General features: G+C 69.9%; 17 protein-coding genes, 1 tRNA gene and 1 riboswitch. Of the genes, 12 read left to right on the plus strand and 6 right to left on the minus strand.

The features are described 5' to 3' along the window. The first annotated feature begins 112 nt into the window (after window positions 1–112). The 4 genes from AB0E14_RS31945 (at window position 113) to rdgB (ending at window position 2525) form a co-directional block, all read left to right on the plus strand. Complete coding sequence (locus AB0E14_RS31945; RefSeq protein ID WP_362426167.1) at window positions 113–394, plus strand: PTS glucose/sucrose transporter subunit IIB; 282 nt, start codon at window positions 113–115, stop codon at window positions 392–394. 322 nt (window positions 395–716) lie between these two features. Further along, the gene (rph, locus tag AB0E14_RS31950) at window positions 717–1448 is read left to right on the plus strand and encodes a ribonuclease PH (protein ID WP_362426170.1); all 732 of its coding nucleotides are present in this window, start codon (window positions 717–719) and stop codon (window positions 1446–1448) included. Window positions 1449–1530: 82 nt separating this feature from the next. Continuing rightward, window positions 1531–1914 (plus strand): hypothetical protein, encoded by a 384-nt coding sequence (locus AB0E14_RS31955; RefSeq protein ID WP_362426173.1) that lies wholly within the window; start codon window positions 1531–1533, stop codon window positions 1912–1914. A gap of 8 nt (window positions 1915–1922) precedes the next feature. Beyond that, a complete protein-coding gene (gene rdgB / locus AB0E14_RS31960; protein WP_362426176.1) occupies window positions 1923–2525 on the plus strand; it encodes an RdgB/HAM1 family non-canonical purine NTP pyrophosphatase in 603 nt (200 codons plus the stop codon). A gap of 44 nt (window positions 2526–2569) precedes the next feature. Here the strand turns inward: rdgB and AB0E14_RS31965 are convergent. The 4 genes from AB0E14_RS31965 to bcp form a co-directional block, all read right to left on the minus strand. Continuing rightward, a tRNA-Leu gene (locus AB0E14_RS31965) sits at window positions 2570–2653 on the minus strand. A 20-nt stretch (window positions 2654–2673) separates the two neighbouring features. Beyond that, on the minus strand, window positions 2674–3351 hold the full coding sequence (locus tag AB0E14_RS31970) for an HNH endonuclease signature motif containing protein (RefSeq protein WP_362426179.1): 678 nt from the start codon (window positions 3349–3351) through the stop codon (window positions 2674–2676). Then, the gene (locus tag AB0E14_RS31975) at window positions 3348–3986 is read right to left on the minus strand and encodes an HNH endonuclease signature motif containing protein (protein WP_362426182.1); all 639 of its coding nucleotides are present in this window, start codon (window positions 3984–3986) and stop codon (window positions 3348–3350) included. The genes AB0E14_RS31970 and AB0E14_RS31975 overlap by 4 nt, the downstream gene beginning before the upstream one ends. 151 nt (window positions 3987–4137) lie before the next feature. Further along, window positions 4138–4605 (minus strand): thioredoxin-dependent thiol peroxidase, encoded by a 468-nt coding sequence (bcp, locus tag AB0E14_RS31980; protein WP_362426185.1) that lies wholly within the window; start codon window positions 4603–4605, stop codon window positions 4138–4140. A 123-nt stretch (window positions 4606–4728) separates the two neighbouring features. On the opposite strand from bcp, the gene AB0E14_RS31985 reads away from it, so the two are divergent. The 3 genes from AB0E14_RS31985 to AB0E14_RS31995 all read left to right on the plus strand — a co-directional run bounded on the left by AB0E14_RS31985 (window position 4729) and on the right by AB0E14_RS31995 (window position 5949). After that, window positions 4729–5049 (plus strand): DUF3618 domain-containing protein, encoded by a 321-nt coding sequence (locus AB0E14_RS31985; RefSeq protein WP_362426188.1) that lies wholly within the window; start codon window positions 4729–4731, stop codon window positions 5047–5049. Window positions 5050–5131: 82 nt separating this feature from the next. Next, a complete protein-coding gene (locus AB0E14_RS31990) occupies window positions 5132–5470 on the plus strand; it encodes a co-chaperone GroES (RefSeq protein WP_362426191.1) in 339 nt (112 codons plus the stop codon). A 61-nt stretch (window positions 5471–5531) separates the two neighbouring features. Continuing rightward, a riboswitch (guanidine-III (ykkC-III) riboswitch) is annotated at window positions 5532–5596 on the plus strand. Window positions 5597–5628: 32 nt separating this feature from the next. Beyond that, the gene (locus AB0E14_RS31995; RefSeq protein WP_362011746.1) at window positions 5629–5949 is read left to right on the plus strand and encodes a multidrug efflux SMR transporter; all 321 of its coding nucleotides are present in this window, start codon (window positions 5629–5631) and stop codon (window positions 5947–5949) included. On the opposite strand, the gene AB0E14_RS32000 is transcribed toward AB0E14_RS31995, so the two are convergent. Beyond that, a complete protein-coding gene (locus tag AB0E14_RS32000) occupies window positions 5943–8213 on the minus strand; it encodes a transglycosylase domain-containing protein (RefSeq protein WP_362426194.1) in 2271 nt (756 codons plus the stop codon). The genes AB0E14_RS31995 and AB0E14_RS32000 overlap by 7 nt on opposite strands. Window positions 8214–8392: 179 nt before the next feature. On the opposite strand from AB0E14_RS32000, the gene AB0E14_RS32005 reads away from it, so the two are divergent. From AB0E14_RS32005 to AB0E14_RS32020, 4 genes are all read left to right on the plus strand, one after another. Next, window positions 8393–9193: an ABC-2 family transporter protein gene (locus AB0E14_RS32005; RefSeq protein ID WP_362426215.1), complete on the plus strand. Its 801-nt coding sequence runs from the start codon at window positions 8393–8395 to the stop codon at window positions 9191–9193. A 94-nt stretch (window positions 9194–9287) separates the two neighbouring features. Continuing rightward, complete coding sequence (locus AB0E14_RS32010; protein WP_362426218.1) at window positions 9288–10064, plus strand: ABC transporter permease; 777 nt, start codon at window positions 9288–9290, stop codon at window positions 10062–10064. A 23-nt stretch (window positions 10065–10087) separates the two neighbouring features. Continuing rightward, window positions 10088–11086, plus strand: coding sequence for an ATP-binding cassette domain-containing protein (locus tag AB0E14_RS32015; RefSeq protein WP_362426197.1), 999 nt, complete (start codon window positions 10088–10090; stop codon window positions 11084–11086). A 17-nt stretch (window positions 11087–11103) separates the two neighbouring features. Then, window positions 11104–12429: a DUF445 domain-containing protein gene (locus AB0E14_RS32020; RefSeq protein WP_362426200.1), complete on the plus strand. Its 1326-nt coding sequence runs from the start codon at window positions 11104–11106 to the stop codon at window positions 12427–12429. A 264-nt stretch (window positions 12430–12693) separates the two neighbouring features. Here AB0E14_RS32020 and AB0E14_RS32025 read toward each other — a convergent pair whose 3' ends face one another. Then, window positions 12694–12999: a hypothetical protein gene (locus AB0E14_RS32025; protein WP_362426203.1), complete on the minus strand. Its 306-nt coding sequence runs from the start codon at window positions 12997–12999 to the stop codon at window positions 12694–12696. 345 nt (window positions 13000–13344) lie between these two features. On the opposite strand from AB0E14_RS32025, the gene AB0E14_RS32030 reads away from it, so the two are divergent. Then, window positions 13345–14537: ATP-binding protein (locus AB0E14_RS32030; RefSeq protein ID WP_362426206.1), on the plus strand; the 1193-nt coding region annotated here is incomplete at its 3' end.

Genomic DNA, 14537 nt, shown 5'->3' on the forward strand with positions numbered 1-14537 from the left:
CCGGAGCCCCCTCGGGGCAGGCTGCCGGTGATCGTCATCATTCGGCAGAACGAGGGCACTCGCTCGCGAAGTTGGGCCAACCGTGCGTTACCGTGACAAAGCGGACCGCCGGGTGCGCCGAGACTCACGTTCTTCGAACAGAACGGACAGGGAGAAAGACATGGCCAGCAAGGCTGAGAAGATCGTCGCCGGCCTCGGCGGCATCGACAACATCGAAGAGGTCGAGGGCTGCATCACCCGCCTCCGCACCGAGGTCGTCGACCCGAGCCTCGTCGACGAGGTCGCCCTCAAGGCCGCCGGCGCGCACGGCGTCGTCAAGATGGGCACCGCGATCCAGGTCGTCATCGGCACCGACGCCGACCCGATCGCCGCCGACATCGAAGACATGATGTGAGCCCCCACTGACGCACCCTCGCCACACCCGAAGGGGCCCGGTCCGACAGGGGACCGGGCCCTTTCGCATGGGCCACGGCGCGGGACCGGGCACGCACCCGGGTGCGGCCACAGCACGGACCGGGCGCCCGCCGGGAACGCCCACGACACGGACCGGGCCCCCTTCCCATGCGCCCACGACACGGACCGGGCGCCCACCGGGCGCGGCCACGGCGCGGCGACGCGGGCCCCTTCGCGTAGGCCCACGGCCCAGGACAGGGCGTCCGTCGCGCACCGCCCCCGACGCGGACCGGCGGCCCGGCCGCTACGGCTAGGCTCGTGACATGTCTCGTATCGACGGCCGTACCCCCGAACAGCTCCGCCCCGTCACCATCGAACGCGGATGGAGCAAGCACGCCGAGGGCTCCGTCCTCATCTCCTTCGGCGACACCAAGGTCTTCTGCACCGCCTCCGTCACCGAAGGCGTCCCGCGCTGGCGCAAGGGCAGCGGCGAGGGCTGGGTCACCGGCGAGTACTCGATGCTCCCGCGCGCCACCAACACCCGCGGCGACCGCGAGTCCGTCCGCGGCAAGATCGGCGGCCGCACCCACGAGATCTCCCGCCTCATCGGCCGCTCCCTGCGCGCGGTCATCGACTACAAGGCTCTCGGCGAGAACACCATCGTCCTCGACTGCGACGTCCTCCAGGCCGACGGCGGCACCCGCACCGCCGCCATCACCGGCGCGTACGTCGCCCTCGCCGACGCCGTCGCCTGGGCCCAGACCAAGAAGCTGGTCAAGGCCGGCCGCAAGCCCCTCACCGGCACCGTCGCCGCCGTCTCCGTCGGCATCGTCGACGGCACCCCCCTCCTCGACCTCTGCTACGAGGAGGACGTCCGCGCCGACACCGACATGAACGTCGTCTGCACCGGCGACGGCCGCTTCGTCGAGGTCCAGGGCACCGCCGAGGCCGAGCCCTTCGACCGCAAGGAGCTCAACGCCCTCCTCGACCTCGCCTCCGGCGGCTGCGCCGAACTCGCCGAGATCCAGCGCCGGGCGCTCGACGGAACCCTGTAGGACTCGACCGCGTCTGGCTGGGTACGGACGTACGGCGGATACCGTGCGTCCGTACATTCGTACCCACTGGGGAGGACCCGTAGTGAAGCGCCGTCTCGCAATAGCCGTGGCGTCGGCAGCCGTACTCGCCGGCACCACCCTCGTCGGCTGCGGAGCACTCGACAAGGCCATGGACTGCGTCGCGACCGCCGACGCGATCGCCACCAGCGTCGACAAGCTCTCGCAGGCCGTCTCCAACGCCTCCAACGACCCGACACAGCTCAACGAGGCCCTGAACGAGATCTCCACCGAACTCGGCAACCTCAAGGACACGACGGACAACGCCGACCTGTCCAAGGCCGTGGACGACCTCACCAAGGGCGTCGAAACGGTGAAGACCGCCGTGAACAACGGCGACACCACCCCGGACATCAAGCCGATCACCGACGCGGCCACCGAGATCGGCAAGGTCTGCACCCCGGGATAATCGGGGGCATGACCCGTCTGATCCTCGCCACCCGCAACGCCGGGAAGATCACCGAACTCCACGCCATCCTCGCCGACGCGGGTCTGAACCACGACCTCGTCGGCGCGGACGCGTACCCGGAGATCCCCGACGTCAAGGAAACCGGCGTCACCTTCGCCGAGAACGCCCTCCTCAAGGCCCACGCGCTCGCCCAGGCCACGGGCCTGCCGGCCGTCGCCGACGACTCCGGCCTCTGCGTCGACGTCCTCAACGGCGCCCCCGGCATCTTCTCGGCCCGCTGGGCCGGCACCCACGGCGACGACCGCGCCAACCTGGAGCTGCTCCTGGCCCAGATCGCCGACATCGCCGACCCCCACCGCGGCGCCCACTTCGCCTGCGCGGCGGCACTCGCCCTCCCGGACGGCCGCGAGCGCGTGGTCGAGGGCCGGATGAGCGGCGTCCTCCGCCACACCCCGATCGGCACGAACGGCTTCGGCTACGACCCGATCCTCCAGCCGGAGGGCTACGAGGTGACGTGCGCGCAGCTGACTCCGGAGCAGAAGAACGCGATCAGCCACCGAGGCAAGGCCTTCAGGGAACTCGTACCGGTGGTGCGGGAGCTGCTGGGCTGACAGCGAGAGGGGCCACCCATACCTGGGCGGCCCCTCTGTCCGCGTGCGGCCGGTGGGACTCGAACCCACACGGGATTTCTCCCACGGCGTTCTAAGCGCCGCTTGGCTGCCAGTTACAACACGGCCGCGTGTACGGCCATCGTAGCGGTCACCGTCCGTTCGCTTGAGAGGTACGTCGCCGTCCTCCTCGGCACCAGGTGTCGGTGATCGCGTGGCAGTTGGGGCAGAGCAGGCGAAGGTTCTCCGCTCGGTCGTCGCTCCAGTCGCCGTTGATGTGGTCGATCTCCAGGGTCATGGGCCTGCCGCCCCACTCGGGGCCGGTGCCGCATTCGGCGCACTCCTCGGGTACGCCGATCTCGCGGAGGGCGCGGCGCAGAATCACTGTCCTGGTTCGGCGACGGCCGTCGTGCTGCACCAGCACGTCTGCGGCTCGGCGCATGGGAGTCGTGCCAGGTCTGCCTTGCTGATGCCTCTGGCCCAGGAAGTGCGCTGTGGACAGCCGGTCCTTCGTGATCCATGTCTTCAGCAACTCCCTCTGGCTTGAGCTCTCCGGACGGCCGAGGCGGCGCAGTGTTCCTGCCACCGAAATGGAGGCGCCTACGGCTTCGGCGAGGTCTGCCGTAGACGGCCGCGGTCCACCCCTTCGGTAGCTGCGCCTGTGGAAATGTGAGACGTCAATGCCGTAGTGCTCGAACCGACGCCAGAGGTATTGGCGCAGGCGCCCGTATGGTTGGACACCGAAGAAGGCGATGACCTCTTCGATGGTCCGGCACTGCTGGGCAGCCTCGATCAGTCGTTCCCTCGTGTAGTGCACCCTCTCGCTCACCCGCGGCGCCCCTTCCCACGTCCCCGGTAGGTGTCCGTCGTCGAGTGGCAGTTGGGGCAGAGGAATCGCAGGTTCTCGATCCGGTTGTCGCGCCAGTTGCCGTCGATGTGATCGACCTCAAGGGGGAGTGCGTGTCCTCGCCAGGTCGCATCGCAGCCACAGAGGGCGCAGCTCTCCGTCACGCCCAGTTCTGCCATCGCACGCCGAAGGCGATCGCTCGGGATCCGCCGTGCCTGGCTCGGAATCTGCTCCACGAGCAGGGCAACCGGCGACCGACGCCGCCTCTCGCCCGCCCTCGACGGCGGTCGGAAGTGCGAGGTGTCGATGCCGTACGCGCTGATGCGGCGGCTGATGTTCGTGTGGTGGCCGCCGACGACCTCGACCCCGAGGCGCCGCAGGACCTCGCACACGCTCGTCGACGCCGCCACCACTGGCTCAAGAATGTCCCGCGTCCACTTCGCCCCCTCCCGCTCGAAGTGCGACGTGTCCACCCCCAGCTTCCTCATCCGATCCCGCACGTACCTCCGCGTCCCGCTCCTCGGGTCCACCCCCAACCGCTCCAGCGCCTCCGACAGCGTCCTCGACGTGCTCGCCGCCTCCGCGAGCCGTTCCCTCGTGTACGGACTTTCCGGCATCCCGCTTCCCCTCCGCCCCGGCCACCTGTTCGTGGTCTCGTACGGAGTAACGAGACGAATATCGGACGGTCACGTCATCGGGTGTCCGGAATGCGGAACGGGCCGCACCCCTTCGGAAGTGGTGCGGCCCGTGGCCGGTGGCGTAGTCGGGTCAGATGCCCAGGTCCTTGATGATCTTCGCGACGTGGCCGGTCGCCTTCACGTTGTAGAGGGCGCGTTCGACCTTGCCGTCCTCGTCGACGACGATCGTCGAGCGGATCACGCCCGTCACCACCTTGCCGTACAGCTTCTTCTCGCCGAACGCGCCGTACGCCTCCAGGACCGACTTCTCCGGGTCGCCGACCAGCGTGACCTTCAGGTGCTCCTTCTCGCGGAACTTCGCGAGCTTCTCCGGCTTGTCCGGCGACACGCCGATCACGTCGTAGCCCGCGCCCGCCAGCAGGTCCAGGTTGTCGGTGAAGTCGCAGGCCTGCTTCGTGCAGCCGGGGGTGAGGGCCGCGGGGTAGAAGTACACGATGACCTTGCGGCCCTTGTGGTCCGCGAGCGAGATCTCGTTGCCGTCGGCGTCGGGCAGGGTGAAGGCGGGGGCGGTGTCGCCGGGCTGAAGTCGCTCGCTCATGGCTCTCCTCGGTGATGGTCCGGGCGTACACGCCCGAGCCTAATGGGGGCCTGAGACAGACCACGGACCGAGAAACTGAGAGACTGTCCGTCAAGGACCGATTACGACTACGGAGGCAGCGCGGTGTCGGACGCCAGGACCCCTGCGCAGATCGAGGCGGACATCGTCCGCCGGCGCGACCAGCTTGCCGAGACTCTCGACGAGATCGGCATTCGGATGCATCCGAAGACGATCGTCGGGGACGCCAAGGCGCGGGTCGCCTCGACGGTCGACCACACCGCCGGCCGGGCGTTCGCCGCCGTGAACCGGACCGTCTCCGACGTGAAGGCCCGCTTCACGAACGAGGACGGCGCGCCGCGCCTGGAGCGGGTGGTGCCGGTGGCGATCGTCGCCGTCGCCCTCGTCGGGCTGCTCGCTCTCTCCTCCCGCAAGCGCGGGGCATGACGCGACGCGTGACGCGACGGATGTCGCGACGCATGGCCACTCCCGCGTACGGGCGACACGCCCGGGCAGGTAGGTTCGGAGCGTGAGCGAGAACACCGACGACAAGCTGCCCATCCGGATGCTGCACGACCGTGTCCTGGTCCGGACCGACAACCCCGAGGGCGAGCGGCGCTCGGGCGGGGGCATCCTGATCCCCGCGACCGCCGCCGTCGGGCGCCGGTTGGCCTGGGCCGAGGTCGTCGCGGTCGGCCAGAACGTCCGCACGGTCGAGACCGGTGACCGGGTGCTGTACGACCCCGAGGACCGCGCCGAGGTCGAGGTGCGGGGCACCGCGTACGTACTGATGCGGGAGCGCGATCTGCACGCGGTGGCCGCGGACCGGTTCGAGGGGTCCAAGGACACCACGGGGCTGTACCTCTAGTACGTCCGGGACTGACTGTGGGAGAGGCCTGGTGACCGGTGTCACCAGGCCTTTTGCCTGCTCTTTGCTACTCTGGTGACACCCGACGAGACGCGCCGTACCGGGCTCATGCAAAGACGACGCACCCCTGTTGATCCGTCTCGCGGAGGTTCGTCGTCATGGCCTGGGTTCTTCTCATCGTCGCCGGTCTGCTCGAAGTCGGCTGGTCCATCGGCATGAAGTACACGGACGGTTTCACCCGTCTCTGGCCGAGCGTCTTCACCGGCGCCGGGATCGTCGCCTCGATGGTGCTGCTCTCGCACGCCGCCAAGACCCTGCCGATCGGTACCGCCTACGGCGTCTGGGTCGGCATCGGCGCGGCCGGTGCGGCGGTGCTCGGCATGGTGGTGCTCGGTGAGCCGGCGACCGCCGCCCGGATCTTCTTCGTCTGTCTGCTGCTGGTGGCCGTGGTCGGTCTGAAGGCGACCTCGGGTCACTGACGCGGCTGCGGAACCGGCTGCGGTAGAGGCTGCTGCGGAGCCGGCTGCGGTACTACCGGCTGCATGGCGTCCTCGCCCGGGCGGCGCGGGCGTTCCGGGCCGGCCTGGGCGGTGTCCCCTTGCGTGGAGTCCTCCTGGACGGCCCCTGCGTCCGGATCCGCCTCTTGCCCCCCGCGCGTCTCCTCGTCCCCCTCGGCCGGCAGCTCCTGCTGGGGGGGTTCGAAGGGGTCGAGCCACGCCTCCGCGCCCGCGCCCGGCTGGAGATCGAAGTCTCGGGGTTCGGTGCCCGCGAGGGCGTCCCGGGTGAACTGGGCCCAGATCTCCGCCGGCGGCCCGCCCCCGTTGATCCGGGGCAGCCCGAGCGCCCCGTACAGCGGTTTCTGCTCGCCCGTCTCCGGGTCCTGGCCCATCATCGTGACGACCGTGGCGAGTTCCGGGGTGTATCCCGCGAACCAGGCGGCCTTGTCGTCCTCGGCCGTGCCCGTCTTGCCGGCCGCGGGCCGTCCGGCTGCCAGGGCCGCCGTTCCCGTACCGCTCTCGACGACGCTCCGCAGCACGGCCGTCGTGCCGTCGGCGGCCTCCCTGCTCACGGCCTGCCGGCTCTCGGAGGCCGGCAGGTCGATCACCTCGCCGTCCTTGGTGACCTGTTCGACGAGGGTGTACGTGCCGTGGCGGCCGTGGTTGGCGAGGGTGGCGTACGCCTCGGCCATGTCGAGGACGCTCGCGGTGGCCGGGCCGAGGGCGATGGAGGGGGAGGAGTTGAGGTCGGGGGTGCGCGCGGGGAGGCCGAGCGCGACGGCGGTCTCCTTGACCCTGGCGGGCCCGACGTCCACGGCCATCTGCGCGTACACCGCGTTGACCGAACTGTCGGTGGCGGTCCGGACGGTGATGTCGCCGTAGGAGGCGTCGTCCTCGTTGGCGGGGGCGTAGAAGGCGCCGGTCCAGCCCTGGACGGGGCGCTTGTCGGTGCCGTCGTAGTAGGTGTTCGGGGTGATCGGCTCGCCGTGCTGGGTGAGCGAGGCGTGCTGGAGGGCGGCGGTGAGCACGAAGGGCTTGAAGGTGGAGCCGACCTGGTAGTCGCGGCGGGTGGCGTTGTTGACGTACTGCTTGGTGTAGTCGATGCCGCCGTAGAGGGCGAGGACGCGGCCGCTCGCGGGGTCGATGGCCGCGCCGCCGACCCGTACGTAGCGGTCGGTGGGGTTCTGCGCGGGGTCGAGCCGGGACATCACCTGCTCGTCGACGGCGGCGACGAAGGCGTCCTGCTTCTCCTTCTCCAGGGTGGTGGTGATGCGGAAGCCGCCGCCGGCGAGGGTCTTCTCGTCGATGACGCCGGTGTCGGTGAGGTAGTCCTCGACCGCCTGGACGAGGTAGCCGCGCTGGCCGGAGAGGCCGGTGGCGGGGCGGGCGGTCTGCGGGGTCGGGAAGGTGGCGGCGGCGCGGCCGGCGGGGGAGAGCCACCGCTCCTTGACCATGCCGTCCAGGACGTAGTGCCAGCGGGCGAGGGCCTTGGCCCGGTTCTCGGGGTGGGTCGCCACGTCGTAGGCGTTGGGCGCCTTGAGGAGGGAGGCGAGGTACGCGCCTTCGGCGGTGTCGAGGTCGGTGGCGTCCTTGCCGTAGTAGGCGCGGGCCGCGGCCTGGATGCCGTAGGCGTTGCGGCCGAAGTAGCTGGTGTTCAGATAGCCCTCGAAGATCTGGTCCTTGCTCTTCTCGCGGTTGAGTTTGATCGCGATGAAGAACTCCTTCACCTTGCGGGTGACGGTCTGTTCCTGGCCCAGGTAGTAGTTCTTGACGTACTGCTGGGTGAGGGTGGAGCCGGACTGGCGGCCCTTGCCGGTGAGGGTGTTCCAGGCGGCGCGGACCATGGCCTTGGGGTCGACGGCGCGCGCGGAGCGGAAGTCGCGGTCCTCGGCGGCGAGTACGGCGTGCCGGACGGTGAGGGGGACCTGTGCGAGGCGGACGTTCTCGCGGTTGACCTCGCCGTCGCGGGCGAGGGGGGTGCCGTCCCGGTAGAGGTACACGTTGGACTGGGCGGTCGCAGCGGCGTTGGCGGGCGGGATCTCGACGAGCAGGTAGCCGGCGGCGAAGGCGCCGGCGCCGAGCAGGACGGCGAGGAGGAAGGTGCCGGTGACGGCTCGCAGGAAGCGCACGGGACGGGAGCGCTTCCTGCGGCTGCGTTTCGGGGGGTCGGTGGGTGGGGTGGGGACGGTGGGGTCCCTGGGCGCCCAGCCGGGCCGGTGGGGACGATCTGGCTGGTCGTCGCTCATGTCTGGAGCTCCCGTGCCGGATGAAGGAGGGATGGCCTCCCCATAGTGCACGTTTCATGCCAAAACCTACGTAATCCTACGTATGACGACTCGAAAAGTACGCGCGGTGGCGGAAGGCACCCCGCTAGGGTTGTGCGCTTTGGTGTGGTTCGGCGATCGACGGAGGGACGGGGGCCATGCTGCGGCTGTACGCGACGGTGGCCGCGGGTGGGTTCCGGCGCCATGCGACGTACCGGATGGCCACGGCGGCGGGGGTGTTCACCAACACCGTCTTCGGCCTGGTCCTGTCGTACACGTACATCGCTCTCTGGAACGAGCGGCCCCAGCTGGGTGGCTACGACATGGCGGACGCGCTCGCCTATGTGTGGATCGGCCAGGGGCTGATCGCGGTCTGCGGACTGATGGGGGGCGGGTTCGAGGAGGAGCTGATCGAGCGGATCCGTACGGGTGACATCGCCGTCGACCTCTACCGTCCGGCGGACCTCCAGGCCTGGTGGTTCTCGGCCAACGCGGGCCGGTCCGCGTACCAGTTCCTCGCGCGTGGGGTGGTGCCGATGGTGGTCGGTGCGCTCGTCTTCGACTTCCGGCTGCCGACACGGCCGGCGACCTGGCTCGCCTTCGTGGTGGCCGTCGCGCTGGGCACGGTGGTCAGCTTCGCGATCTGGTACCTGGTCGCGATGTCGGCCTTCTGGCTGATGGACGGTCAGGGGGTGGTGCAGGTCGCGTGGCTGGGCGGGCTCTTCTTCTCGGGGATGCTGCTGCCCCTGAACGTCTTCCCGGGCGCGCTGGGGGAGGTGGCGCGGGTGCTGCCGTGGGCCTCGATGCTGCAGATCCCGGCGGACGTGTACCTGGAGAAGCACCAGGGGTGGGGGCTCGCCGGGGCGTACGCCTTCCAGCTGGCCTGGGCGACGGTGCTGCTGACGGCGGGCCGGCTGGCGCAGTCGCTCGCGACGCGGAAGGTGGTGGTGCAGGGTGGCTGACGCGTGGCGGCGGGACGCGGGACGGCCCGCGCGGCGGGACCCAGGAAGGCCCGCGTGGCCGGACTCATGGCGGGACGCGTGGCGTACGTACCGGATGGTCGCGGGGATGTGGATCCGTTCGACGATGACGTACCGCACCTCCTTCGCGCTGACCCTCGTCTCCTCCTTCACGGTCACGTTCTTCGACTTCGTAGTCATCCTGCTGATGTTCGGTCAGGTGCAGGGCCTCGGCGGATTCTCCTTCGCCGAGGTCGCGTTCCTGTACGGGACGACCAGCACGTCCTTCGGCATCGCGGACCTCACGATGGGCTCGCTGCAGCGGATGGGCAGACGGGTGCGGGACGGCTCGCTGGACCTGTTCCTGCTGCGTCCGGCGCCGGTGCTCGCGCAGGTGGCGGCGGACAAGTTCGCGCTCCGGCGGCTGGGCAGGGTGGCGCAGGGCGTCTTCGTCCTCGTCTGGGCCCTGTGCATCGTCGACGTGGAGTGGACGGCGGCGAAGGTGCTGCTGCTGCCGGTGACGGTGGTGAGCGGCGCGGTGATCTTCATGGCGGTGATGGTGGCGGGCGCGTCGGTGCTGTTCTGGGCGCAGGACGCGGCGGAGGTGACGAGCTCGTTCACGTACGGCGGGAACACGCTGCTCCAGTACCCGCCGTCGATCTTCGCGCAGGAGCTGGTGCGGGGTGTCGTGTACGTCGTACCGCTGGCGTTCGTGAACTGGCTGCCGGCGCTCCACATGCTGGGGCGGGAGGCGCCCGCGGGGGTGCCGGGGTGGCTGGCGTACGGGTCGCCGCTGGTGGCGCTGGGGTGCGTCGGTCTCGCGGGTCTCGCGTGGCGGGCGGGCCTGAGGGCGTACCGAAGCACGGGTAGCTGAAGGCGGAGGATGGAGTCGGGGCGATGACGTTCATCGACGTACAGAGTGTGGAGAAGGTCTTCTCGGTACGCCGGAAGACGGGACTGCTGCGCCGGGAGAGGCACGAGGTGCGGGCGGTCGACGGGATCAGCTTCGGCGTGGCGCGCGGCGAGATGGTCGGCTACATCGGCCCGAACGGCGCGGGGAAGTCGACGACGATCAAGATGCTGACGGGCATCCTCACGCCGAGCGGCGGCAGGCTGCGCGTCGCGGGGATCGACCCGTCCCGGGAGCGTACGCGGCTCGCGCAGCGGATCGGGGTGGTGTTCGGGCAGCGGACGACGCTCTGGTGGGACCTGCCGCTGAAGGACTCGTACCGTCTCGCCCACCGGATGTACCGCATCCCGGACGACCGTTTCGCGGAGAACCTGGCGCGCTGCGTCGACCTCCTGGACCTGGGCGAGCTCCTGGACGTCCCGGTCCGGCAGCTGTCGCTCGGCCAGCGGATGCGCGGCGACATCGCGGCGGCGCTGCTGCACGACCCGGAGGTGCTGTACCTGGACGAGCCGACGATCGGCCTCGACGTGGTGTCGAAGGCGCGGGTGCGGGAGTTCCTGCGCGAGCTGAACGCGGAGCGGGGCACGACGGTCCTGCTGACGACCCACGACCTGACGGACATCGAGCAGCTGTGCCGCCGGGTGATGGTGATCGACCACGGCCGTCTGATGTACGACGGGGAGCTGGCGGGGCTGCACGAGGTGGGGGGCAGCGAGCGGCAACTGGTGGTGGACCTGGAGCGGGAACTGCCGCCGATCGAGGTGAGCGGGACCCGGTTCGTCCGGCGGGAGGGCCCGAGGCAGTGGTTGGCGTTCCCGGCGACGTCCTCGGCGGCCCCGCTGGTGGCGGCGGTGGCGGAGCGGTACCCGCTGGTGGACCTGTCGGTGCGGGAGCCGGACATCGAGGCGGTGATCGCGAAGATGTATGGGGAAAGCTCGGAAGAATCCGGTCTCCGGGAACTCGGGGTGCGTCCGGAAAGTCGTTGATGTAGGGAGGTGGGGTGATGAGCGAGACGGAGAGCGAACTGGCTCCTGCGGGGGAGGCGCGACGCCGGCCCCCGCTGGTGGCGTTCTCGTACACGGCGGCGGACGCGGAGCGCCACCGCGGGGTGCGCCGGATGAAGACGGTGGCGACGACCCTGCTGGTGGCGGTCGCGGTCGTCTACGCCCTGGCGACCTGGGCGGAGCACGCGGGCTGGGGGGCGTGGACCGGCTATGTGGCGGCCGCGGCGGAGGCCGGCATGGTGGGCGCGCTGGCGGACTGGTTCGCGGTGACGGCGCTGTTCCGGCGGCCCCTCGGGCTGCCGATCCCGCACACGGCGATCATCCCGACGAAGAAGGACCAGCTGGGCGCGACGCTCGGCTCGTTCGTGGGCGAGAACTTCCTCTCTCCGGACGTCGTACGGGGCAGACTTGCCGGGCTCGGCATCGCGGGCCGTCTCGGCGGCTGGCTGGCGGACCCGGACCACGCGGACCGGGTGACCCGCGAACTCGCCACGGCACTCCGGGGCGCCCTCACGGTCCTGCGGGACTCCGACGTCCAGGCGGTGGTCGGCGAGGCGATCACGCGGCGGGCGGAGGCGGCGGAGATCGCGCCGGGGATCGGCAAGACCCTGGAGAAGATCGTCGCGGACGGGGCGCACCGCAGGGCCGTGGACCTGATCTGCGCGCGGGCGCACGACTGGCTGGTCTTCCACGCGGACTCGGTGATGGACGCGGTCCAGGGCGGCGCCCCGGGCTGGACGCCGCGCTTCGTGGACCGGAAGGTGGGCGAGCGGGTCTACAAGGAGCTGCTGCGCTTCGTCACGGAGATGCGGGACATGCCCGCGCACCCGGCGCGTGACGCCATCGACCGCTTCCTGACGGACTTCGCGGCGGACCTCCAGGGCGACACGGAGACGCGGGCGCGCGTGGAGCGCCTCAAGGCGGACCTGCTGGCCCGCCCGGAGGTCCAGGACATCATCGCCTCGGCGTGGGCGTCGGTACGCGGCATGATCATCGCGGCGGCGGAGGACGACCGCAGCCAGCTCCGCCTGCGCGCGCGGGCGTCCCTGATGTCCCTGGGCGGCCGCCTGGTGACCGACGGCCGCCTCCAGGCGAAGGTGGAGGGCTGGGTCGAGGACGCGGCGGCGTACGTGGTCACGACGTACCGGGACGAGATCACGTCCCTCATCAGCGACACGGTCGCGGGCTGGGACGCGACCCAGACCTCGAAGAAGATCGAGGCCAACATCGGCCGAGACCTCCAGTTCATCCGCATCAACGGCACGGTGGTGGGCGCCTTGGCGGGCCTGCTGATCTACACGGTGAGCAGAGCGGTGGGGGCGTAGGGACTCGGGCGGGGCGGCTGGCGGGGCCGGGGGACTGGGCGGGCCGGCCCCGGCCGGATTGGGCGGGGCCGGATCCGGGTCTCGGGGACTGGGCGCTGGTCAGAGGGTGAGCTGTGGACTGGGCGCTGGGCGGGGGTAGGGAGCCCGCCCAGCGCCACCCATGGGGAGGGGCACCGTCCTATACGGACGGAACCCCGCCCCCGTTCAGCCTTCGGTGCCCCGAGTGACAACTCACGATTCCCGCGGCCACATCGCCGCCCCCGTTCAGCCCTTCGCGACCCGAGTGACGACCCACGAGGTGCCGGCCACGACCCCGGCCACCCCGAACACCGCCGGCCAGGCACCCACCTTCTTGGCCAACGGATGCGACCCGGCGAACGCGGCCACGTACACCCCGGTGAGCGCGGCAGCCGCCTTCCCCCCGGCCACCTGCTGCCACTCCCGAGCCGAGACCGCCCCGGCCGCCGCCAGCACGACACCCCCGAGCGGCCGCTTCTTGGTCCACCGGGCAACGGCGTAGCCGCCGACGAGGCCTGCGGCGGCTATAGCGGGGGAGGGGATGCTGGGCATGAGGGGGCCTTTCGTGAGGGCTGGGTCTGACATCGAGCGTAACGGGCGGCTGTCCTTTCTGGTCGCCAGCATTTCTCGGTCGGTCAAGCTCTGACCGTGCGGCTAGAACCGCCATTCAGAGCGCTGCCCCGCGACCGAAAGTCGCCGCTCGAACTAGGCCCATCCACCTGTTGACGCTGGCAGGGGGAAGCCGTACTCGTTCCTGGCGGCCCTGTCCAGAACCTGGACGAGAGGGTTCCGGGCAAGACCTACTCTCTATCTTCCTATCTGACGTATAAACATGTGACGGGTCGTCGCTTCTGTTGAGCAGGCCCGCCCCCTGTACGTGCAAGGAGTCGCGAACGCATGTCCTCTTCTGCTCACCTCCGCACCAGTTGGAAGTACGACGTGCCAACGAGCGGCAGCGTGAACCTGCCGCCAGATGCCGGGTATGCGAAGGCACTGACGAACCAGGGCTACGGCTTCGAAGCGGCGGTAGCCGACCTCATCGACAACTCGATTGATGCAGGCGCCGACTCCGTCGTTGTGCACTTCCTCCGCGACGCTGACCGCATCGCTTCGCTCCTTGTCCTGGACAACGGCCGGGGCATGGACTCCACGGACCTTGACCATGCCATGACTGTCGGGCGGCGCCGTGAGTACGGTGGGCGAGCCCTCGGCATGTACGGCACGGGGCTCAAGGCAGGCTCGCTGTCGCATGCCAGGTCTCTCACGGTGATCAGCCGCACGAAGCGCAGCGCCCCGGCAGGCCGGAAGCTCACGGCCGAGGGCATCGAGGACGGCTTCAGGTGCGACACCGTTGACCCGGCCTTCGCTCAGCAGCAGATCGACGTCTACAACGGGCTCATTGAGTGGCACGGCACGATTGTGCGGTGGGACCGGGTTCGCGCCTTCGAGACCGTCTCCGCGGGGCAGAGCGAGCAGTTTCTTTCCAAGGCGATATCCCGGCTTGAAACGCACCTGGGTCTCTACCTCCATCGCTTCCTCACACGTGGACTCAAGCTCGACATTGCCGTGTGGGATGTGTCTACCGGAGAAGAGACAGATCACATCAGCGTTGATCCGCTGGATCCCTTTGGTTACAAGGTGCCTGGCAAGGCCGGCTATCCGAAGACGCTGCAGGCGCCGGTGGAGGGCATTGGCTTTGTCAATCTCGACGTACACATCTGGCCTGCCAAGTCCAACGCGGCGGGCTTCCGGCAGGTCGGGGGAACTCATGAGCGGCAAGGCTTCTACTTCTACCGTAACGACCGCCTCGTGCAGGCAGGAGGCTGGAACAACCTTCGTGCACCGGAAGCACACTTGGCGCTGGCTCGTGTAGCGGTCGACCTGCCTGACGGAGCGGGAGGGGTGTTCAGCCTCACTGTCAAGAAGGACGGAGTGGAAGTGACCCCGGCCTTCACCAACGGCGTCGATGAGGCCGTTGACCCCGATGGCGTGGGCGGGACCTGTCCCCGAGTGGTGGACACCTCTGAGCCCGGTCCCGGTAGGGGCCGGGTAGGAGGCATCTTTTATGGTGATGAAGGTCTACTCGCCCG

Source organism: Streptomyces sp. NPDC047981 (assembly GCF_040653315.1).
Classification (GTDB): Bacteria; Actinomycetota; Actinomycetes; order Streptomycetales; family Streptomycetaceae; genus Streptomyces.